The following is a 19046-nucleotide window of genomic DNA, read 5'->3' on the forward strand; positions in this document are numbered from 1 at the left end:
CAGCCACATAACTATGCGGGCGCGTAGCTGTATGATATCTTGCAATGCTTGCACAAAAAACCGCATCCGGGCTCGTGCTTCAAGGAGGCGTGCCCGAGTTCCTACAGAGCACCATCTCGAACATCATCGCGTTCCTCCCCCGGTTGATCGGGGCGCTCGTCATCCTGATCATCGGGTGGATCATCGGCCGCGTCCTGGGCGGGGCCGTTCGGAGCTTGACCGATCGAGCGGGCCTCGACAGGCGACTTCGCGACACGCCGCTCGGCCGGCTCGGAGGGAGCGATGACGCGATGTCGCGCGGGTTGGGTAAGATCACGGCGTACTACATCTACCTGCTGGCGATCCTCGCCGCCGCGAACGCGTTGGCGGTTCCGCTGCTCTCCCAGTGGGTGTCGACCGCCGTGTCGTACCTCCCGGCGTTCGTCGCCGGCCTGCTCGTCATCATCTTCGGCTTCGTGCTGGCCGACTTCGTCGCCGACGTCATCTCCCGTACAGAGGCCGTCACGAACGACCGAATGACGGCAATCTTCGCCGACGGCGTCCGGTTCTTCCTGTACTTCGCGGTGCTCGTCATCGGCCTCGACACGATGGGCGTGCAGGTGCAGATCCTCTACCTGTTCGCCCGCGCGCTGGCGTTCGGGCTGGCGATCGGCCTCGCGCTCGCGATCGGCATCGCCTTCGGTCTCGGCGGTCGGGACTACGTCTCACAGAACATGGATCAGTGGGCGGGACGAGCGCGCTCCGCGACGGGGCAGAGTCAGACGAGCGGCACCCAGTCTGACGACTGATCTGCGCGAGGGTAGACCCGCTGCACGCCGCTCGAATCGTCGCGAGGCCGGGGCGTCGGTCCGTTTCGGTTCGGTCCCTTTTTTGACACGGCGCAACGGTTCGTTACCCGATCGGACGCCGGTTCGATCCCCGGTCGTCTCGACGGCGAGGGAACCGCTTAAGTCGCCGACCCACCGAACGTGTGGTATGAACGCGAACGGAGGCGTATCGCCTGCCGGCCGGAGGTGCCCGCGGTGAGCGTCGGTCACAGGGTCTCCTCGGACCACCAGCTCGCCCGCCTGCTCCAGATCGGCGTCGTGCTGGAGGAGGTCGTCGAGGCCCGCGCGTACCACCACTACCAGTCGTTGGCCGAGGAAGACCGCGGACTCGACGCCGAACTCGAGTCGTTGCTCGAACACGCCGCCGAGGAGTCGGCCGAACACCGCGAGCGCCTCGAAGCCGTCATCGACGAGCTGGACGCCGAAAGCATTCCGTTCGAGGACATCGAGACGCTCGTCGAGGCGAAGTACGGCCGGACGAAACCGGACGACTTCGACGGCGTCCTCTACGACCAGCTCTGCAACGAGGAGACCGCGTATAAGTTCTACGACGACCTCATCGTCGCCATCGAGGCGAGCGACGCACAGTTCTCCGTCGACCGACGTCGACTCCTCTCGGTCCTCCGGGAGATCCGCGACGAGGAGGCCGCCGGCGTCGAGGAAGTGACGAAAATCATGGAAACACGCGACTGATCGGGGCGATCACATGAACACCGCAGACCAATACGTCAAGGCGATCTACCTCCTCCAGCAGATGGAGGACGAGCCGGCAGCGACGGGTGCGCTCGCGAACATGCTCGACGTGAGCCCGGCGAGCGCGAACGAGATGATCGGCAAGCTCGAACAGCGCGGTCTCGCCGAGCACGAGAAGTACAAAGGCGTCCAGCTCACCGATCAGGGGATCGTTCGCGCGCGCGACGCGCTACGGACCTACTGCATCATAGAACGGTTCCTCGCGAACGTCCTCGACGTCGAAGAGTTCCGCGCGGAGGCCCGCGAACTCGAAAGCGTCATCGACGACACCGTCGCCGAGCGCCTCGACACCATCATCGACCGACACCCCGAGTGTCCCGACTGTTTCGACCCCGAAACGGACGCATGTCGCTACCTCGAAGTCGAGAGCGAACGCCCCGCGGACTGATCGGCGCACCCCTCTCGTTCGGACCACAGGATTGATACCTCCGGACGCACGCAGTCGTTCGTATGGATGGGAACGTAGCTCGATTTCGACAGTTCAAACGACTGATCGGAATCGACGGCGGGGAACGACCGCCGTACGTCTGTCTCGGCTGCGGGTCGCGCTTCGAGGTGCAGTACCACGTCTGCCCCGACTGCGGCGGGTACCGCGTCGAGCACGCGACCGACGGGTGAGCAGCGCGCGCGGGTGCTGATCGACTTCGCGCCGACGTTCGAGTTTCTGTGCCGACGGACCGTGCGCCACTCGTCGCGCGCGGCGGCGGCGTTCCGGAACGGCTTAGTGGATCTGTCCGGTAGGTTGAATCGGCAGTCCCGTGGTGTAGTGGCCAATCATAACGGCCTTTGGAGCCGTTGACGGCGGTTCGAATCCGCCCGGGACTATTCTGCGCGAACGACAGTGAGCGCGAATTGCGGACGGAGGATTCGACACCCAGAGGGCGAGCAAAGCGAGTCCTCGCGGTTCGAACCCACTCGGAGCTATAATACAGCCATATTGTTTGCGAACTACTCACTGCTTCTCTCGTTGGAGAGTCGTCTTTGCCTGCGCGACGTAGGCGTTCGTTTCCCAACTTCGCGCGTCACTCATCTTCGACAACACGTCTTCCGCGTCCATCGGGGCGAGATGCCCGTTGCGAACGAACGCAGTCAAGAGTGTCGGTGTCGTCACGAGTCGGGTGTCTGCCAAGGATGCGTGAATAAGGGCGAGTTGATTGAATTCATCGCAAAGAAATTGCGTCGCGTCGAGATCATTGGCCAACGAAACCGCTGCGTTCTCGCCGTCGTCGAGTGGAAAGTCCTCGTCGAGTTTCGCGGCTCGCACACTGAACTCCGAGAGGCGGTCGAGAACGGCCTGTGCAGCGTCACCCGAACGGTCTTCGTACGTCGCAGATTGTTCCAACTCTGCCACTACTTGCTCGGGAATACCGACCCGATGCTCGTCGAGAATAATACCGAGGGGTGACTTCTCGCGAGTGGCGACAGTTCCGAGACTGACGAGAGCGGACGTGTCTGCGACGAGTAATACCATCTAAGAGTCTGCCAGCTCCGTCGCAGTCTCGTCAAGGAATTCTTCGCTTAGTTGGTTTTTCAGGACGCGAAAGTTCGCTGCCTCCTCGTGTCCGACGAGTTCTTTCAACTGCTGGAACGTGATGCCGTTATCGTAGTACGCCCCGGCGATTTCCTGCTTGATGTCGTCGTCGTGAGATGCTTCACGGAGGTACTTGCGCAGTGCGTTGGTGAGGATGTCCGTGCGATCGGTCTCGAAGACGGTTGCGAGCGCATCTGCTCGCTCGACTAACCCTCGGGGCGCGCGGAACTGAACGCGTTTCTTACGTTCGGAACTCACGTGTGTACACTGTGAGCGCTATCGGTTAATTCTTTCTTTGCACCCACTGGCATGGGAGGGGTGTGAGAGTACAGCGGATTCGACGCCGACACTCTCGAATCCGCGCGAGACTACTCTGCGAGCGTCAGCGAGCGGTGATTGTCGTCATGCGGATTCGATGCCCGGAGGACGAGCAAAGCGAGTCCTCGGCCATTTCGGAAAGGGCAGTATCTAGGCTGCGTTTGCGTCTCTCTTTCCGTCCTGATTCCGTCACGCGCCCGCCGCGAGCCGGGCTGCGGTGCGCTGTGCGCCCTGCACGGTCCGAAGTCCGGCCGGTCGGCGGCGACGGCCGTCACGTCGCGCTGTTCGCCGCCGGCAGCCGGCGCTCGAACTCCTCGACGATGCCCGGGATGCGTGCCATGCCGTCCGTGAGGACGCACGGTACGGTGTCGCAGGTGTATCGGTCAGCTATCCCATTCAGATCGAGCCGATGCGGCGATCCGAGCGACGTAGAGCAGGCTGCGGCGGTGGTCGTCGGAGTCGAGCGTCGAATGCGCGACGGATGAGTCGTCGGCGGGGAAGTCAGCGAGGTACCCCCGCAGGTCCGATTCGACCTCCGCCGAGATCCAGTCGATCTCCCGGTAGTACGCCAGCGCCTCCCGCGCCCGGTCGGTGCCGGCGTTCAGCGCGAGGAACTCCAGCCAGTCGAAGACGACGCGCTCTACGATCCGCCGCTCCGGGAGCGAGGAGAGAAACGGCCGCGACGGCGCGCCGTCGCCCATCGCGGATTGCAGGAAGAACAGCCGTTGGAGTCGGTTCCCCCGGATCGCCTCCCGATCCGGGGCGCTCCCCCGCCTCCGTTCCCGCCCCCGTCGTCGGCCGTCTCGCTGCGCCTCGGCGCCCGTCTCGTCCCGCGTCCGGCGCTCCCAGCTCGGATCCGGCTCGGACGGCCGATCCCCGGCCGGCGTCCGCCGCTCCGCGAGGTCGTAGTCGCTCGGATTGAGTGTCATACCGCCCTATTATCGAACGGATATAGATAAGTTTTCGGACAGGTGTGCGCAGTGGCTCCGGCGACCGCGTACCCCCGATCCGGCCGACATCGCCCGCCGACGAGCGCCGCGCGTCTCACGTTATCTCGCGCGGCCGATCCGGGCGAGCATATAACACGCCGACGGCCGAACCCGGACCATGGGCTTCGCCTCGTCGCTCGTGCGCCTCCCCGTGTCCGCCTTCAGGGCGCTGCGGTACGTCGAGTTTTCCCTGTACTACGCCGCGGCCGACCTGAACCACCGTCACGAACTGTACGCGTCGAGAAAGCGGGCCGGCCCCGCGACGTTCCGGAGTTACGAGCCGTCGAGCAAACACTGCGGGGACGTGCTGCTTCGCCGACTGCTGTCGAACTGCCGGGCCGGCGACGTCGTCGTCGACGCGGGCGCGAACACGGGCGTGTACTCGCTGGCCGTCGCCGCGGCGACCCCCGACGCGACGGTCGTCGCCTTCGAGCCGAACCCGCGGGTGTGCGACCAACTCCGGACGAACGTCCGTCGAAACGGCTTCGGGAGCCGGATCGACGTTCGGAACCTGGGGCTCGGCGACGAATCCGCGACGCGGACGTTCTACCGGTCGAACTACGGCGAACTCGGGTCGTTCAACGCGTACAACGCCGGCGCGTGGGAGGCGCGCGTCGAAGCGGCCGTCCCGATCGAGATCCGACGGCTGGACGACCTCGTGTCCGACGGGGCGATCCCGCCGCCGGATCACCTGAAGATAGACGTGGAGGGGTTCGGGTACGAAGTGCTCTCCGGCGCGAGCGAGACGCTCCGGGCGCACCGCCCCGTGGTCTACTTCGAACCGCACCGGATCGCGGCGGGGATCGACCGCGATGACGAGTGCGCGGCGTTCCTGTCGGCGCACGGGTACCGCGTCCGGACGCGTGGCGACGCGTGGCTCTGCGAGCCGATTTGAGCGCTCTGCCCCCGTGAGAGCCGATCTGCGTTGTCACCCCAGGGAAGGCCCGAGCGCGAAGTCGATCCGCTCGCGGTCGCTGCCCTGCGTCCGCCGCCCCGCCACCTCGATTCGACCGATCTCCGCCGTGTTCGAGACGTGCGTTCCGGCGCAGGCGGTGCGGTCGTAGGGGTCGCCGACGGCGGCCGCGTCGCGTTCTCCCCCCGAGCCTCCGCCGCCGATCTCGACGATTCGGACCCGCCGGATCGAGTCGGGGAGGAGGTGGATCCGGGTGCGCTCGGGGTCGAGCGTCGCCTCCGCCTCTTCGCGGTCGAGTTCGTACCACCGCACCGGGAGCGCGTCGGCGACGCGGTCGTTCAACCGAGACTCGATGCGGTCGAGGTCGTCCGCCGAAAATCGGGGGTAGGCGCAGTCGAGGTGCGCGTGGTCGCGGTACAGTTGGTTTCCGGTCGTCTCGGCGTCGTACCCGTCGAGGAGGAGCGCCGAGAGGAGGTGCTGGGCGGTGTGATAGCGCATGTGGGCGTGTCGCCGATCCCAGTCGAGTCGGCCGGTAACCGTCGTCCCGGGGGTCGGCGGCTCTCCCGGCACCTCGTGGTAGATCTCGTCGGTCTTCCGCACGTCCGTCACCTCCCAGACGCGTCCATCGGCTTCCAGCGCGCCGGTGTCGTGCGGTTGGCCGCCGCCGTCGGGGTAAAAGTGCGTTCGATCGAGCACGACGCGTCCCCCCGCGACCCGAGTCACCGTCGCCTCGAACTCGCGGACGGTCGAGTCGTCGAGGTACCGTGGTTCCGTCATGATCGACGGGAGTCGTCGGAGCGACTTACGCGTTCGCCTTCGGGGAGTTCGGCCGTGAACTCGACCGAGCGATCCGGACACCGACGGGGCGGTTTCCGATGGACGGTCCGGGGATGAGATTCCGATCTTCGTCCCGAAGGAGGATCTCGGATCGGATTGTTGCGACGAACACCCCTCCTGTCGTAACGCCTAAGAGCGGAACGGCCCTCTTTTTGAATAACAATGACCGACGAAGGGATCCGCCCGGGGGGTGAACCGTGGGCGTCGAGATAAAAGAGTCCACGGTCTCCGAGGAGGAGTTCGAAGCGATGCGACGGTTCGTCTACGACTATCTCGCCGCGAGCGTGGAAAACGAAGAGGACGGCGGGCGGATGCGGTGGTACCCCTGGCACAGCGCCGAGTACCGGTACAACCACATACTCAACGTCGTCGACCTCGGGGCGCACATCGCGGAACGCGAGGGCGCGGACGTCGACGTGGTGCGCGTCGCCGCGCTGTTTCACGACATCGCGAAGCTCGACGCCGACCAGGACGCGCACGCGGAGGAGGGCGCTCGCGTCGCGCGAGAGTACCTCACTTCCCACGGCGACTACCCGCAGTCGTTCGTCGAGGAGGTGTGCCAGTCCATCGAGGAGCACTCCTATCAGGGCTCGCTGACCGACGTGTCGCTGGAGACGCGGTGTCTCATCGAGGGGGACATCCTCGACAAGGTGGGCGCGAACGGCACCGCGCTGATGCTCCTCCGAATGGGCTACGAGGCCCGGACGCACATGGACGCCGCCGAGATGATAGAGCGGGTGCTCGAACGCGGCCGGGACCACGCCCAGCGCATCGAGAGCGCCACCGGCGAGAGCATCGCCTACCAGCGGCTCAAGCGCGTCAAGTGGTTCCGCGAGTGGCTCGAAGAGGAGGTCGCGGAGATGGAACGGTTGAAGCAGCGGAACGGGTAGCGGACCGAAACGGTCGAAGCGGCGGAACGGTTGGCGGGACGGACCTATCTCCCGCGGAACCGTTTCGGACCGTTCGAACGGTTCAGAGCGTGTCGAGGACGCCGAGCACCCGCTCTTCGGCGTCGCGTCCGGGATCGTGTTCGCTCCCGTCCCGACCGCTCTCGCGGTGTTCGTCGACCGTCCGAGCCATCGCCTCCTCGACGGGGGTCGACGTCCACCCGAGCGCCGCGAGCTTTCCGGTGGCGAGGACGTGCGGGTACTCCCGGTAGAGCGGGAAGTCGGTCGGTCGTAACCCTCCCGCCGCGAGTTCCCGCGCGCCGGCGTGGACGACTTCCACGTCGGCGTCCATCGCCCTCGCGATCAGGCGGACCATCTCCTCGAGCGTGACGAGCCGTCGGTCCCCGACGTTGTACGCCTCGCCGGGCGTCCCGCGCTCTGCGACGACGCGGACGGCGCTCGCCACGTCCTCGACGTACGCCCGGTGCCAGACGTTCGTCCCGTCGCCGGGGACGATGACCCGGTCGTGCTCGTCGACGCGGCGCAACCAGTAGTCCAGCCGCTCGGTGTAGTCGTGCGGGCCGTAGACGACGCAGGGTCGGACGCTCATCGCGCCGACGCCGCGTTCCGCCGCGTCGAAGACGACCCGGTCGCCCGCCGCCTTCCGCGGGCCGTAGCTCTCCCCGTCGTCGGCGACGGCCTGCTCGGGCGTGCAGTCGCACAGTTCCGTCGCGCCCTCGCGCTTCGGGATCACCTCCGCGCCGTAGGCGCTCCCGCTGGAGACGAACACGTACGCGTCCGCGTCCTCGAAGATCGAAACGGCCGCCTCGACCTCGGCCGGTTTGTACGCGACGCAGTCGACCACGACGTCGGGATCGACCGCGTCGGCCGCGCGGTCGAGATCCCCGTCGTTCGTCCTGTCGCCGCGGACGTGGTCGACGCGGGCGTCCCCCGCGAAGGGGTTTTCGCGGGTCCCTCGGTTGAAGATCGTCACGTCGTACCCGCGATCGAGGAACTCCCTCACCACGTGCCGTCCGATGAAGCGCGTGCCGCCGATGACGAGTGCGTCGCTCATGCGTGACGGTGTGTCGCGGTCGGCAAAAGTGTGGCAGTCTTCGGTCGGCGACGCTCGGAGATACTTTAGAGATACGCCGCGTCCCAGCGGGTCGCCTTGCGCCTGTTCCCGCAGTCGTTGCACTCGATCCGCCCCATCGCGTCCATCGCGGTGTCGAAGCTCTCGCAGCTGCCGCAGAGGTAGCCGTACCGCTCCTCGCGGCCGTCGTCGAGATAGACGGCGTACATCGGCGCGAGCGACGCGCGGTCGCCCTCGTCGTAGGCGACGTACACCGTCGTCCCGTCGTCGAGCGTCCGCTCGTCCAGCGGGACGGCGGTCGACTCCGCTTGGCCGGCTTCGCCCCCGGGCCACTTCTCGAAGATCCGCTCGGTGTACGTCTCGCCGCCAATCTCGATCTCGCGCGCGTCTGCGTCCTCGTAGTCGTTCAGCTCGTAGAACGCCGCGCCCTCCTCGTTGGCGGCGAGCACCATCCCGCGGAACCGGGTCGCACCGCGGTCGACGAGCTCCTCTTCGGTCCGTTCGAGGAGGCGGACACCGAGACCCCGCTCCCTGTGCGCCGGGTCGACGTGCAGCCAGTTGATCTCGCCGACGTCGCCGTCGCGGCCGCCGAGGTAGCTCTGCGAGAACGCCAGCACCTCGCCGTCTTCGACGACGACCACGAACAGCGCGGTCGGGTCGTCGAACTCCGCTTCGAGATCGTCGCCGTACCAGCGTCCGACGGCGTCCTCGATCACTTCCTCGTCGAGCGCGTGACTGTAGGACGCGACCAGCGACTCGCGCGCTACCTTCCTTATCCCCCCGGCGTCATCCGGAGAGGCCTCGCGAACGTCCATGCCCCGGATGCGTCTTGTTACCGTATAATACCCTCGGCCGGGAGACCGTCGTGCGGAAGCGGCGCGAACCGCTAGGCGGTCCGTTCGTCGTCGAACCGCCTCGACACGAACACGATGAGCGCGAGCGGCACGCCGAGCACCGTCGCGATCGTCAGCGCGCCGTAGGCGGCGAGGCCGAGCTGGGTTGGCGGAAACTCGATCAAAAAGAGGTACGCCGGCGGCTCCAGCCGATCGACGAACGTCGCGATCAGGAAGCCGGCGACCCCGGCGACCGCCACGAGCGAGGCGTACATGATCAGCACGAACCGCGGCCCCCGCAATCCAGTGTCGCTCACGGAGGAGGGTGCGTTCCGCTGGCGATTAGGCCTTTCGAGACGGCGCGCGGCGGACACCGACGGACCTTTGCTCGTCGACCCCGTGGTTCGCGTATGACCGACAAGGACCTCCTCGGTCTCGTCCTCGCCGGGATCGCCGTGATGATGTTCGCGACGGGTCTCATCCTCGTCATCTGACCGCGGCGGGTGCGCGAGCGCCGCGCCGCAGAGCGGCGACCCGATGCGAGAGACGAATCCCGCGCGACCGCGCATCCCTCACCGTTGGGCTCCGATCCGCGGGTGCGATCTTCCTCGGTGCCGAATCGTGTGAGGTGCCGAGATTTTTTCGACCGATACTTCTCTTTTCCGGCCCATTATTCCATTATATTTTCCATTCGAATACACAGTCGGTTACGTGAATGATTAAATCGTCTAACGTCGTACTCGACCCATGGAGGGGGAGAACCCGGGCGAGGACGACGTCGAAGCGGCGCCCGCAGACGCGGTGGAGCACGAGGAATCGATTCTCGAAGCCGGCGTTCTCGACTTGCAGTATGTCTTCGACGCCCTCGCGCACACTCGAAGGCGGTACCTCCTCTACACGCTACTCGAAAAGCGTGCCTGGACGCTGACGGAGTTGGCGACGAAGATCGCCGCGTGGGAGCGCGACGTTTCGGAGGACGCGGTCACCGCCGCCGACCGGGATCGCGTGTACGTGTCGTTGCTCCACCTCCACGTGCCGAAACTCGCCGCCGACGACATCGTCACGTTCTCTTCGGACGAGGAAACCATCGAGAAGGGGCCGAACGCGGAACAGGTGCTTGCGGTGTTGGGACGCGCCGGCGCGAGCCTCGACTCGGCCCAGGAAGTTCACGCACGCAAAGACTACGATGACCGGACCAGATGAAAACATGTCCAACGAATGGAACACCGATTCAGCGGACGAACCGCCACTCGGATCGGACCGCCTCGTCAGCCAATTTCACTACGATCCGAGCGAGACCTACGACCTGACGGCGGCAATCGTCAAAGCCGTCGCCGAGGCCGAGGGGGTCGAAATAACGTCGGTGAGCGAACCGTACCTGTACGACTCCGTCGACACGGCGGCCCTCGAAAACATCCTGTTCGACGACTCGTCGGGTACCGACCGCGCGAACGCCGGCCGCGGCGACCGCGGTAACGCGCGATTTTCGTACCACGGCTACGCGGTCACCGTCGACGGCGACGGGTGGATTCAGGTGTACGAGACGCAGTCGGACTGATCTCTCCGCGTTCTGTCGAACTCGTGCGCCGAAACGGGAATCCGACGTCAGCTCACCGCTCGTCCGACGCGCGACCGCCGTCGGTCCGCACCTGCGGCGCGTCCGCGTCGCCCGCCTCGTCGGTGCCGCCGTCCGCGACCGTCGTCTTGAGCTTCCGGTCGAACCACTCCCACTCGGCGGTGTAGAGGTTGTGCTCTTTGAGGTTCCACGGGTCGCCGTCCTCGACGACCGGTCCCTCGAACCAGGAGACGACGAAGTTCCACAGGAAGAGCAGCGCGCCGAGCGTCATGATGAACGCGCCGACCGACGCGACCTGGTGCAGCGACATGAACTCCGGGAGGTAGGTGGCGTACCGCCGGGGCATGCCGTCGTAGCCGAGCAGGATCATCGCGAAGAACGTGACGTTCGAGCCGATCATCCAGAGCCAGAAGTGCCACTTGGCGAGGCTGCGCTGGTACATCCGCCCGGTGTAGATCGGGTACCAGTAGTACAGCCCCGCGAAGCCGGCGAAGGCGATCGCGCCCATGACGATGTAGTGGAAGTGACCGACGACGTAGTAGGTGTCGTGGAGCACGAGGTCGACCGGGATCGACGCCAGGAACACCCCCGTCACCCCCCCGATGATGAAGTTCGAGACGAAGCCGATACAGAAGAGCATCGGGGCGGTGAGGCGGATCGAACCGTTCCACATCGTGGTGATCCAGTTGAAGGTCTTGACGGCGCTCGGGATCGCGATGGCCATCGAGACGGCCATGAAGCTGGCGCGGAGGCGGGGATCGATGCCGGTGGCGAACATGTGGTGGGCCCAGACGCCGAACGAGAGCACCCCGATCGCCAGCGTCGAGTACACCACGAACTTGAAGCCGAAGAGTCGCCGCCCCGCGAAACGCGGGAGGACGTAGCTCACGATCCCCATCGGCGGCAACACCAGGATGTAGACTTCGGGGTGGCCGAAGAACCAGAAGAGGTGCTGCCAGAGGAGTGGCGAACCGCCGTCGACCGCGAAGAACGTCGTCCCGAGGTTGCGGTCCATGAGCAGCATGAGGATCGCGCTGCCGAGGAGGGGGAACGCGAAGAGGATCAGGCCGGACTGGGTGAGGATGGTCCACGAGAAGATGTCGAGGTTGGCCCAGGTGACCTCCTCCGCGCGCTCGGAGAAGATGGTGGCGATGAAGTTGATCGCGCCCATCGTCGCGCTGATCCCCGACAGGTGCAATCCCAGGAGCATCAGGTCGACGCCCGCGTTGGCCTGGTTGCCCAGCCCTTCGCCCGCGGAGAGAGGCGTGTACAGCGTCCACGCCGTCTGGGCGGGGATGACGTCCGGGATGGGGAAGAAGCCGGCCCAGATGAGGAGCGCCGAGGGCGGGAGGAGCCAGAAGGCGATGGCGTTGATGCGGGGGAAGGCCATGTCGTCCGCGCCGATGACGAGCGGGATGAAGTAGTTCGAAAAGGCCGCGATGATCGGCGTCCCGAAGAGGAACAGCATCGTGATGCCGTGGCTGGTCATCAGCGAGTTGTAGAACGTCTCCGAGATGAGCGCCATCTCGGGGACGAGCAGTTCCGTCCGCATCAACATCACCATCGCACCGCCGACGAGGAACGAGAGAACGCCGAACGCGCCGTACAGCATTCCGATGTCCTTGTGGTCGACGGTCGTGAGCCACCGGATGATCCCGGCGGGCTTCTCCTCTGCGACGTACCCCGACTCCTGTCCAACAGCTCCGCCGCCCGCGAGCGGCGTGTACGAGCGCCAGTTCTCCACCCGGGCGATCCAGGCGGCGACGGCGACGAGGAACACCCCCATCAGAACCGTCAGCGCTAACTGTCCGTTAATCTCCATGGAAGTCCCTGTGGAGTGCAGGGTAAAGAAAGATTCGGGATGGCAGTCTCACCGATTCGGCGACGCGTCGGGCGCTTCCAACGGTCCGATCGACCGGTACGCGGCGATCAGACGGAGAACTCGAAGAGCGACCGACGAGGATCGGGTGACGATCCGAGTCGCGAACCCTCACTCGGCGGGGCGGTTCTCCGCCGATTCGGCCTCGGCGTCGTCGACGCCCGATTCGGCGGCTTCGGTTTCGGCGGTTTCGGCCTCGTCGGTCTCGCCGTCGTCCGACGCCGCCTCCGTTTCCGCGCCCGCCGTCGCTCCGGTTTCCGCCTCCAGCAGCGCCTCGTCGCCCTCCTCGTCGCCGACCCCGGGAACGAGCGCCTGACCTTGGTGGAACACGTCGTCCGTCTTCTCCGACCCGGCGATCGCCTTCCCCGAGAGGTACGTCAAGAGCGCCAGGGCGACGAACGGAACGACGTGAAGCCCGATCATGAGAACCGACGGGAGGGTGTTCCAGCCCCACGCCTGGTAGAGGAGAAACAGCCCGAGGAAGAAGCCGATGATGAAGAGCGGGATGATGTTCACCGTCAGATCGAGGAGCGTCTCCTTGTCGAAGATCTTGACTGCCATGCGTGCACGTTACGGACGCCGATCAAATAGGTTATTGGTTTGTTCCTCGGCGGGACCGATCAGATCGGCTCGGGCCGATCGACCAGCAGCGACCCGACGACGCTGCTGAGGAGCAGTATTCCGCCGGCGACGACGACCGCCCAGCCGCGCGCGAGGAAGCGGATCCCCTCGGCGGCGATCTGCGCGTCCGCGTAGAAGAACAGCCCGCCGAACGCGAACAGGAGCACGGCGCACGCGGCGAGCGGCCGCCAGGGCGTCTCGGCGTACCCCGACTCCTGGACCATCCCGGAGATGCTCCCGCAGAACAGGAGCAGCCCGCCGATGGACAGCGCCGGGAGGTCGAAGAGGATGCCGATCTCGGCGATGGGGAGCCCGAGCGCGACGAACAGCGGCCACGGACTCGCCATCCGGTACTGGTCGCTCAGTCCGGGGTTTTCGTCCATGGAGGGGGTATCGGCCCGAGGGTAAGAAGCCCTTCGGAAGGCGGCCGGGACGGTCAGGGGACGCTCACGCCGTGACGCGCGAGGAAGTCGCTGACGGCCTTAATCTCGACTGGACTCCCGATGATCCGGCAGTGGACGTCGTCGGCGTCGAAAACGGTGATCGTGAACTCCGCCTCGAGTTCCTCGGAGAGCCCGTCGAGGGCGGCACAGGGGAGGACGATCTCCGTACTGTCACGGAGTCGGGCGGGATCCGGCATTCTTCATTTCCTTGTTCAGGTGCCTGACGTATAATCGTATCGAAGTGCCAGTATCGCTGGCGCGTGCGCGCGACGCGCACGTATCATAAAAGAAATTATTTTCCCTACACGAAGACGCTCTCGCCTACGCGACGCCCGAGCCTCGTACGACGTCTCCCGTTCGTCTCCGACACGTGACGGGGGCGACCGCACCGTCCGACGACGCGACGCGCGCCGAAAGAAAGGGTTTTTCGAGAACGCGCGTCGAACGTTCGAACGATGGGACTGGAGGAGGAGATCGAGGAGATCCGCGAGGAGATCGCCAGCACGCCCTACAACAAGTCGACGGAGGCGCACATCGGGCGGCTGAAGGCGAAGCTCGCGGAGAAAAAGGAAAAACTCGAAAACCAGTCCTCAGCGGGCGGCGGTCAGGGCTACGCGGTCGAGAAGACCGGCGACGCCACCGTCGCCCTCGTCGGGTTCCCGAGCGTCGGCAAGTCGACCCTGATCAACGCCCTCACCAACGCCGAAAGCGAGACCGGGGCGTACGAGTTCACGACGTTGAACGTCAACCCCGGCATGCTGCAGCACAACGGGGCGAACGTCCAGATCCTCGACGTCCCCGGACTCATCGAGGGGGCGGCCGGCGGTCGCGGCGGCGGCAAGGAGGTGCTGTCGGTCGTCAGGACGGCCGACCTCGTCGTGTTCATGCTCTCCGTGTTCGAGGTGGATCAGTACGAGCGCCTCCGCCGGGAACTGTACGAAAACAAGATCCGCCTCGACGCCGAACCGCCGAGCCTGACGATCACGAAGAAAGGAAAGGGGGGTATCACCGTCACGACGAGCGACGACGTCGAACTCGACGAGGGGACGATCAAGGACGTGCTCCGCGAGTACGGCTACGTCAACGCCGAGGTGACCGTCCGAGGGAACCCCTCTATCGACGAACTCATCGACGGCGTCATGGACAATCGGGTGTACCTCCCCTCCATCGTCGCCGTGAACAAGGCGGACCTCATCGACCGCGACTACCTCCCCACCGTCTACGAGAACCTGCGCGAGATCGGCCTCGATCCGGAGGCGGTGACGTTCATCAGCGCCGAGAAGGAGAAGGGCCTGGATGGGCTCAAAGAGCGCGTCTGGGAGGCGCTCGGGCTCATCCGGGTCTACATGGACAAGCCGGGACGCGGCGTCGACTACGAGGAGCCGCTCATCCTCACCGAGGGCGACACCGTCGGCGACGCCTGCGAGAAGCTCGGGGCGAACCTCGACGAGCGGTTTCGCTTCGCACGGGTGACGGGTCCGAGCGCGAAGCACGACGAACAGCAGGTCGGCAAGGATCACGCCCTCGCCGACGAGGACGTCCTCCGGATCGTCGCGCGGAAGTGACGGCGCGGGTCGACCGGATCGGATCGTTCGACCGGTCGCGCGACCGGCCGGATCGTCCGGACGACCGAATCGTTCGGTTGAAACCCCCGCGGACGAACGGGTCGGTATGGCGACCACGACGGCGCGTTCGGCGAGCGGACCGGCGGCGGTGCTCGCGATCCTCTCGCTCTCGCTTCTTCCGTGGACGGTCCTCGGCGGCGGCGACGTCACGTTCGTAATGCCCTGGGGGCTCGTGAACCCCCGCCCGCTCCACGTGTTCACCATCGTCGAGTACTTCGCCGATCCCCGGATGGGCTACGCGACGCTGCCGCGGTCGCTCCAGGCGTGGCCCCTCGCGCTCCTCATGTACCTCCTCGCGCTCGCGAGCGCGAGCGTCGGGCTGGCGACGGGCCGGGAGGACCGCCGGGTGACCGCCGGCCTGCTCGTGATCGCGGGGGTCGCCTCGCTGTCGATGACGGCCGGGTTCCTCCGCCGCGGCGCGCCCGTCGCGGTGCCGCTCGGGACGGGCGCGCTGTGGATCGCGGCCTGGTGGTTTTACTGGCCGGCCTTGCGGCGATCCGGCGGCGTTCACCGAGGGACGGAGTGATCGCCGCCGTCGCCAGGGATCGCCATCGGTCGTCAGTTGCACGTCGCCCGACCGCGGAAGACCGCGCTCGCACGCCGTTCAGTCGCCGGGGGTCGCGCTCGGGCGGTAGGCCCGGCTGATCGCCTTCCACTTGCCGGTCGCGAAGCGGTAGTAGTTGATCGCCGCCGGGACGGCCGTCTCGGCGAGGAACGCCAGGTAGAGCCCGACGATGCCGAGCGACGTCGTCGCGCCGAGGTACGCGAGCGGGATCGAACCGCCGAACGTGCCGAGAAGTTGGCTGTAGAAGGGCCAGCGGGTGTCGCCGCTGGCGTCGAGCGGCCCGGCAGCCCCGCCCGAGACGCCCTGGAGGATCACGGCGACGCAGGCGACGTGCACGAGCGAGACGGCGATGGGAACCGCCGGTTCGCTCGGGTCGTCCACGAACCCGAGGACGATCGGCTCCGCGAACATCGCGACGAGCCCCGCGGAGACGACGTAGGTGGCGACGGCGTAGCGGACGATCTCGCGGCCGTAGGCCTCGGCCGTCCCCTCGTCGCCGACGCCGAGCGCCTGCCCGACGAGGCTCGACGAGGCGAGCCCGAAGCCCCAGCCGGGCGTGTTCATGACGCCCCAGATCCGCCGGGAGATCACGAACGCGGCGACGACGTCCTCGCCGAAGATGTCGAGGATCGCGAGCATCGGGAACTCCGCGACGGTCCACACCAGGTTGCGGCCCATCACGGGGAGGCCGATCCGGACGAGGTCGCGGATCGTCTCCCCGTCGACGAACGGCCCGACGGGGTCGATCCGAACCGGAAACGCCCCGATGCCCGGCAGTCGGCCCGCGGCGAGGCCGATCGCGAACGCCGCCGTGACGAGGGCGCTGGAGACGACGGTGCCGACCGCCGCGCCGACGACTCCCATGTCGAGGCCGAAGATGAGGACGGCGTTGACGGCGACGTTGGCGACCGCGCCGGTCGCGCGCAGGAGCATCGCGGTGTAGGAGTCGTCCGCGCCCACGAGGACGCGGCTACCCACGAGATTCAGCGCGGAGAAGGGGACGCCGAGGGCGACGATCTCGAGGTACGCCGCGCCGAGGGCGACCGCCTCCGCGTTGTCGCTCAGGAGGCCGATCAGCTCCGTCGAGAACAGCCAGAAGGCGACGGCGACGGGCAGGCTCGCGACGACGGCGAGGAACGCGCTCGATCGGACCGCGAGCCCGAGTTCCTCGTCGGCCCCCGCGCCGAACCGCTGGGAGACGAGGGCGATCGTGCCCCCGGCCACCCCGCCGCCGATCGAGAAGGCGAGCCCCCAGAACGGGCTGGCGAAGCCGACGCCGGTGATCGCGGCGGTGCCGGACGCGACGCCGACCATCGCCACGTCGACGGCGTTCTTCGACATCCTGGCGATCCCCGTGACGACGCGAGGCCACGCGAGCTCGGCCGTCCGGACGGCGCGCTCGCGGTCGACGAGGCCGACGCGGGCGAGGGCGAGACCGACGGCGAGGATGCCGAGCTTCACCGGGTTCGGAATCGAGGACACGTGGAGTGCGATGGGTTTCCGCCGGAGCCTAAAGGTCGTTCGTCACGCGGCAGGCCCGTCCGGATCACGCCGCGCGGACCGCGACGTCGAGTCGCGCCGACCACGTCGGGCCGCTCGACCACGTCGGGCCACATCGAACCGCGTCGAACCACGTCCAACCGCGTCGAGCCGCCCGAACTGTCGAACCGCGCCGAACCGCGCCGAACCGCGGACGGCGTCGGTCGGCACCTCCTCGCCTCGTTCCGCCTCCGGTACCCTTTTCGACGCCGCGGCCGTTGTCACGCCCATGTCCGGCACGCTCGACCACGCGATGATGCGCATCGAGGACCTCGACGAATCGCTCGACTGGTACCAGGGCCACCTCGATTACGAGGAGAAGGGCCGCTGGGAGGCCGACACCTTCACGAACGTCTACCTCGGCCCCGCGGACATGCACGAGGAGGGCGCGATGCTCGAACTCACGCACAACCACGGGGACAACACCTACGAGATGGGCGACGCGTGGGGCCACATCGCCGTCCGCGTCGAGGACGTGTACGACGCCTACGAGGAGCTGATGGACGAGGGCGTCGAGGACTACCGGGACCCCGACTCCTGCGGCGGGCGCTACGCGTTCGTGAAGGATCCCGACGGCCACGAAATCGAGATCGTCCAGCGCGACCACGGCGCGCGCTGGAGCCTCGACCACACGATGATGCGCGTCGAGGACGCGGACCGCGCGCTCGGCTTCTGGACCCGGAAATTCGAGTACGAGCACACCGGCCGCTGGGAGTCCGACACCTTCGCGAACTACTTCGTGAAGCCCGAGGGCGCGGCCGAGGAGGCGATGGCGGTCGAACTCACGTACAACTACGACGGCCGGAGCTACGAACTCGGCGACGCGTGGGGCCACCTCGCGGTCCGCGCCGACGACCTCGGCGACTACTGGGAGACGCTGATGGAGCGCGAGGCCGACGACTACCGCGACCCCGCGTCGTGCGACGACAACTACGCCTTCACGAAGGACCCCGAGGGGCACGAGATCGAAGTGCTCGAACGCGACTGGGACGCGGACTCGCTCTTCCCGGCGTAGACGGTCGAACCGCTCGACGACACGGGGCGGCGTTCTCCTTTCCGCATGATCTACTGGTACGACGCCATCGACGAGCGGACGGTCTCCGACGGATTCGAGTTATCCGGCGGCGCGAACGTCGACGGCGGATACTACGCGCGCGTCGCCGTCGAGGAGGGCGTCGAGACGATCCTCACGATCGACGACGACTTCGATCGGATCGACGGCGTGAACGCGGAGGTCGTCCTCGATCCCGAGGAATTGAGACGACCGAACGAGTATCTCGGATACTGATTTTCGGGATCGGGTTACGTCATCGGCTCCGCCCTGGCAGGGTTCGACGCGGTCTGGTCAGACCGACGCGCGGTTGCCATAGCTGAGAGCGAGCGTTCGTGACACGACGACGCTGAAATCACCTCGAAAGCCCCCGTCGAACCCCGTCGGAATCGGAACCGCGGGCCGACGGCCGAGTACCGCAACGAGGCGCGGGGGTTGAGACGGCGGCCCCTTGCAATCCACCCAACGGTGGCTGGACGTCCAGCCGGTGCGGGCGGTGCGGGCGGGGTCGAAAGGGGCGACTCGCTGGAGTCGGGGCTTTCGGGGTGTTCTCAACGCTTTCAGTCACTATCGTGGCATTACTCGCGAACGGTTCCACCCATCAGAGATGCACAAAGTATTTATATTTGAAATTGGCGGAGACGCCCCGTAGCGCGCGAATTCGGCGATATCGGCATATCACCGATCGCGACTTACCACAAGACATTTATAACGAGCGAATTACGTATCGGACGTAACCCTACCAAAGGTGACACAAGCAAGTACC

The 19046-nt window shown here is 66.5% G+C and carries 24 protein-coding genes and 1 tRNA gene; 13 read left to right on the forward strand and 12 right to left on the reverse strand.

Features of this window, described 5'->3' with window-relative positions; all coding sequences use genetic code 11:
• Positions 1-44: 44 nt before the first annotated feature.
• The 5 genes from C3L37_RS12785 to C3L37_RS12800 all read left to right on the forward strand — a co-directional run bounded on the left by C3L37_RS12785 (position 45) and on the right by C3L37_RS12800 (position 2405).
• Positions 45-788, forward strand: coding sequence for a mechanosensitive ion channel family protein (locus C3L37_RS12785; RefSeq protein WP_129114999.1), 744 nt, complete (start codon positions 45-47; stop codon positions 786-788).
• A 234-nt stretch (positions 789-1022) separates the two neighbouring features.
• The gene (locus C3L37_RS12790; RefSeq protein ID WP_129115000.1) at positions 1023-1520 is read left to right on the forward strand and encodes a ferritin-like domain-containing protein; all 498 of its coding nucleotides are present in this window, start codon (positions 1023-1025) and stop codon (positions 1518-1520) included.
• Between the two features lie 13 nt (positions 1521-1533).
• On the forward strand, positions 1534-1968 hold the full coding sequence (locus C3L37_RS12795) for a metal-dependent transcriptional regulator (protein ID WP_129115001.1): 435 nt from the start codon (positions 1534-1536) through the stop codon (positions 1966-1968).
• Between the two features lie 62 nt (positions 1969-2030).
• A complete protein-coding gene (locus C3L37_RS24375; RefSeq protein ID WP_164974747.1) occupies positions 2031-2198 on the forward strand; it encodes a hypothetical protein in 168 nt (55 codons plus the stop codon).
• 134 nt (positions 2199-2332) lie between these two features.
• A tRNA-Gln gene (locus C3L37_RS12800) sits at positions 2333-2405 on the forward strand.
• A gap of 127 nt (positions 2406-2532) precedes the next feature.
• Here the strand turns inward: C3L37_RS12800 and C3L37_RS12805 are convergent.
• The 3 genes from C3L37_RS12805 to C3L37_RS12815 form a co-directional block, all read right to left on the reverse strand.
• Positions 2533-3051 (reverse strand): hypothetical protein, encoded by a 519-nt coding sequence (locus C3L37_RS12805; RefSeq protein ID WP_129115002.1) that lies wholly within the window; start codon positions 3049-3051, stop codon positions 2533-2535.
• Complete coding sequence (locus C3L37_RS12810; RefSeq protein ID WP_129115003.1) at positions 3052-3369, reverse strand: hypothetical protein; 318 nt, start codon at positions 3367-3369, stop codon at positions 3052-3054.
• A gap of 443 nt (positions 3370-3812) precedes the next feature.
• The gene (locus tag C3L37_RS12815; RefSeq protein ID WP_129115004.1) at positions 3813-4358 is read right to left on the reverse strand and encodes a FlaD/FlaE family flagellar protein; all 546 of its coding nucleotides are present in this window, start codon (positions 4356-4358) and stop codon (positions 3813-3815) included.
• A 178-nt stretch (positions 4359-4536) separates the two neighbouring features.
• On the opposite strand from C3L37_RS12815, the gene C3L37_RS12820 reads away from it, so the two are divergent.
• On the forward strand, positions 4537-5313 hold the full coding sequence (locus C3L37_RS12820) for an FkbM family methyltransferase (protein WP_129115005.1): 777 nt from the start codon (positions 4537-4539) through the stop codon (positions 5311-5313).
• A gap of 33 nt (positions 5314-5346) precedes the next feature.
• On the opposite strand, the gene C3L37_RS12825 is transcribed toward C3L37_RS12820, so the two are convergent.
• Entirely contained in the window at positions 5347-6108 is a 762-nt protein-coding gene (locus C3L37_RS12825) for an alanyl-tRNA editing protein (protein ID WP_129115006.1), read from the reverse strand.
• A gap of 257 nt (positions 6109-6365) precedes the next feature.
• Here C3L37_RS12825 and C3L37_RS12830 point away from each other — a divergent pair, with 257 nt between their 5' ends.
• Positions 6366-7058, forward strand: a complete 693-nt coding sequence (locus C3L37_RS12830) for an HD domain-containing protein (protein ID WP_129115007.1) — start codon at positions 6366-6368, stop codon at positions 7056-7058.
• A gap of 82 nt (positions 7059-7140) precedes the next feature.
• On the opposite strand, the gene C3L37_RS12835 is transcribed toward C3L37_RS12830, so the two are convergent.
• The 3 genes from C3L37_RS12835 to C3L37_RS12845 all read right to left on the reverse strand — a co-directional run bounded on the left by C3L37_RS12835 (position 7141) and on the right by C3L37_RS12845 (position 9298).
• Entirely contained in the window at positions 7141-8130 is a 990-nt protein-coding gene (locus C3L37_RS12835) for an NAD-dependent epimerase/dehydratase family protein (protein WP_129115008.1), read from the reverse strand.
• A 65-nt stretch (positions 8131-8195) separates the two neighbouring features.
• A complete protein-coding gene (locus C3L37_RS12840) occupies positions 8196-8963 on the reverse strand; it encodes a GNAT family N-acetyltransferase (protein ID WP_129115009.1) in 768 nt (255 codons plus the stop codon).
• 71 nt (positions 8964-9034) lie between these two features.
• Positions 9035-9298 carry a DUF7520 family protein gene (locus C3L37_RS12845; protein ID WP_129115010.1) on the reverse strand — a complete coding sequence of 88 codons (264 nt, stop codon included), beginning with the start codon at positions 9296-9298 and terminating at the stop codon, positions 9035-9037.
• A 430-nt stretch (positions 9299-9728) separates the two neighbouring features.
• Between C3L37_RS12845 and C3L37_RS12850 the strand changes: the two genes are divergently transcribed.
• Together C3L37_RS12850 and C3L37_RS12855 are read left to right on the forward strand one after the other, a co-directional pair.
• On the forward strand, positions 9729-10184 hold the full coding sequence (locus tag C3L37_RS12850; protein WP_129115011.1) for a DUF7344 domain-containing protein: 456 nt from the start codon (positions 9729-9731) through the stop codon (positions 10182-10184).
• A 4-nt stretch (positions 10185-10188) separates the two neighbouring features.
• Positions 10189-10539, forward strand: a complete 351-nt coding sequence (locus C3L37_RS12855) for a HalOD1 output domain-containing protein (RefSeq protein ID WP_164974748.1) — start codon at positions 10189-10191, stop codon at positions 10537-10539.
• 52 nt (positions 10540-10591) lie between these two features.
• Here the strand turns inward: C3L37_RS12855 and C3L37_RS12860 are convergent, their stop codons facing one another.
• The 4 genes from C3L37_RS12860 to C3L37_RS12875 all read right to left on the reverse strand — a co-directional run bounded on the left by C3L37_RS12860 (position 10592) and on the right by C3L37_RS12875 (position 13697).
• Positions 10592-12343, reverse strand: a complete 1752-nt coding sequence (locus tag C3L37_RS12860; RefSeq protein ID WP_129115270.1) for a cbb3-type cytochrome c oxidase subunit I — start codon at positions 12341-12343, stop codon at positions 10592-10594.
• Positions 12344-12547: 204 nt separating this feature from the next.
• On the reverse strand, positions 12548-12997 hold the full coding sequence (locus C3L37_RS12865) for a DUF6684 family protein (RefSeq protein WP_228546223.1): 450 nt from the start codon (positions 12995-12997) through the stop codon (positions 12548-12550).
• Between the two features lie 59 nt (positions 12998-13056).
• On the reverse strand, positions 13057-13440 hold the full coding sequence (locus C3L37_RS12870; RefSeq protein WP_129115012.1) for a DUF7541 family protein: 384 nt from the start codon (positions 13438-13440) through the stop codon (positions 13057-13059).
• Between the two features lie 53 nt (positions 13441-13493).
• Entirely contained in the window at positions 13494-13697 is a 204-nt protein-coding gene (locus C3L37_RS12875; protein WP_129115013.1) for a VNG_1110C family protein, read from the reverse strand.
• Positions 13698-13955: 258 nt separating this feature from the next.
• Here C3L37_RS12875 and C3L37_RS12880 point away from each other — a divergent pair, with 258 nt between their 5' ends.
• The gene (locus tag C3L37_RS12880) at positions 13956-15065 is read left to right on the forward strand and encodes an OBG GTPase family GTP-binding protein (RefSeq protein ID WP_129115014.1); all 1110 of its coding nucleotides are present in this window, start codon (positions 13956-13958) and stop codon (positions 15063-15065) included.
• A 106-nt stretch (positions 15066-15171) separates the two neighbouring features.
• Positions 15172-15651: a TIGR04206 family protein gene (locus C3L37_RS12885; protein WP_129115015.1), complete on the forward strand. Its 480-nt coding sequence runs from the start codon at positions 15172-15174 to the stop codon at positions 15649-15651.
• Positions 15652-15729: 78 nt separating this feature from the next.
• On the opposite strand, the gene C3L37_RS12890 is transcribed toward C3L37_RS12885, so the two are convergent.
• Positions 15730-17172, reverse strand: coding sequence for an MATE family efflux transporter (locus C3L37_RS12890; RefSeq protein WP_129115016.1), 1443 nt, complete (start codon positions 17170-17172; stop codon positions 15730-15732).
• A gap of 286 nt (positions 17173-17458) precedes the next feature.
• Here C3L37_RS12890 and C3L37_RS12895 point away from each other — a divergent pair, with 286 nt between their 5' ends.
• Positions 17459-18244 carry a VOC family protein gene (locus C3L37_RS12895; protein ID WP_129115017.1) on the forward strand — a complete coding sequence of 262 codons (786 nt, stop codon included), beginning with the start codon at positions 17459-17461 and terminating at the stop codon, positions 18242-18244.
• Positions 18245-18289: 45 nt separating this feature from the next.
• Positions 18290-18517, forward strand: a complete 228-nt coding sequence (locus tag C3L37_RS12900; RefSeq protein WP_129115018.1) for a hypothetical protein — start codon at positions 18290-18292, stop codon at positions 18515-18517.
• The last annotated feature ends 529 nt before the right edge of the window (positions 18518-19046 follow it).

The sequence above is a fragment of the Halegenticoccus tardaugens genome, assembly GCF_004116405.1.
GTDB classification, from domain to species: domain Archaea; phylum Halobacteriota; class Halobacteria; order Halobacteriales; family Haloferacaceae; genus Halegenticoccus; species Halegenticoccus tardaugens.

Bases quoted from the DNA above. Each gene is read 5' to 3' on its own strand.
- C3L37_RS12785 (WP_129114999.1), top strand. From the start codon at position 45: ATGCTTGCACAAAAAACCGCATCCGGGCTCGTGCTTCAAGGAGGCGTG.
- C3L37_RS12795 (WP_129115001.1), top strand. From the start codon at position 1,534: ATGAACACCGCAGACCAATACGTCAAGGCGATCTACCTCCTCCAGCAG.
- C3L37_RS24375 (WP_164974747.1), top strand. From the start codon at position 2,031: ATGGATGGGAACGTAGCTCGATTTCGACAGTTCAAACGACTGATCGGA.
- C3L37_RS12805 (WP_129115002.1), bottom strand. From the start codon at position 3,051: ATGGTATTACTCGTCGCAGACACGTCCGCTCTCGTCAGTCTCGGAACT.
- C3L37_RS12815 (WP_129115004.1), bottom strand. From the start codon at position 4,358: ATGACACTCAATCCGAGCGACTACGACCTCGCGGAGCGGCGGACGCCG.
- C3L37_RS12820 (WP_129115005.1), top strand. From the start codon at position 4,537: ATGGGCTTCGCCTCGTCGCTCGTGCGCCTCCCCGTGTCCGCCTTCAGG.
- C3L37_RS12825 (WP_129115006.1), bottom strand. From the start codon at position 6,108: ATGACGGAACCACGGTACCTCGACGACTCGACCGTCCGCGAGTTCGAG.
- C3L37_RS12835 (WP_129115008.1), bottom strand. From the start codon at position 8,130: ATGAGCGACGCACTCGTCATCGGCGGCACGCGCTTCATCGGACGGCAC.
- C3L37_RS12840 (WP_129115009.1), bottom strand. From the start codon at position 8,963: ATGGACGTTCGCGAGGCCTCTCCGGATGACGCCGGGGGGATAAGGAAG.
- C3L37_RS12850 (WP_129115011.1), top strand. From the start codon at position 9,729: ATGGAGGGGGAGAACCCGGGCGAGGACGACGTCGAAGCGGCGCCCGCA.
- C3L37_RS12855 (WP_164974748.1), top strand. From the start codon at position 10,189: ATGTCCAACGAATGGAACACCGATTCAGCGGACGAACCGCCACTCGGA.
- C3L37_RS12860 (WP_129115270.1), bottom strand. From the start codon at position 12,343: ATGGGGGTGTTCCTCGTCGCCGTCGCCGCCTGGATCGCCCGGGTGGAG.
- C3L37_RS12865 (WP_228546223.1), bottom strand. From the start codon at position 12,997: ATGGCAGTCAAGATCTTCGACAAGGAGACGCTCCTCGATCTGACGGTG.
- C3L37_RS12870 (WP_129115012.1), bottom strand. From the start codon at position 13,440: ATGGACGAAAACCCCGGACTGAGCGACCAGTACCGGATGGCGAGTCCG.
- C3L37_RS12875 (WP_129115013.1), bottom strand. From the start codon at position 13,697: ATGCCGGATCCCGCCCGACTCCGTGACAGTACGGAGATCGTCCTCCCC.
- C3L37_RS12880 (WP_129115014.1), top strand. From the start codon at position 13,956: ATGGGACTGGAGGAGGAGATCGAGGAGATCCGCGAGGAGATCGCCAGC.
- C3L37_RS12885 (WP_129115015.1), top strand. From the start codon at position 15,172: ATGGCGACCACGACGGCGCGTTCGGCGAGCGGACCGGCGGCGGTGCTC.
- C3L37_RS12895 (WP_129115017.1), top strand. From the start codon at position 17,459: ATGTCCGGCACGCTCGACCACGCGATGATGCGCATCGAGGACCTCGAC.
- C3L37_RS12900 (WP_129115018.1), top strand. From the start codon at position 18,290: ATGATCTACTGGTACGACGCCATCGACGAGCGGACGGTCTCCGACGGA.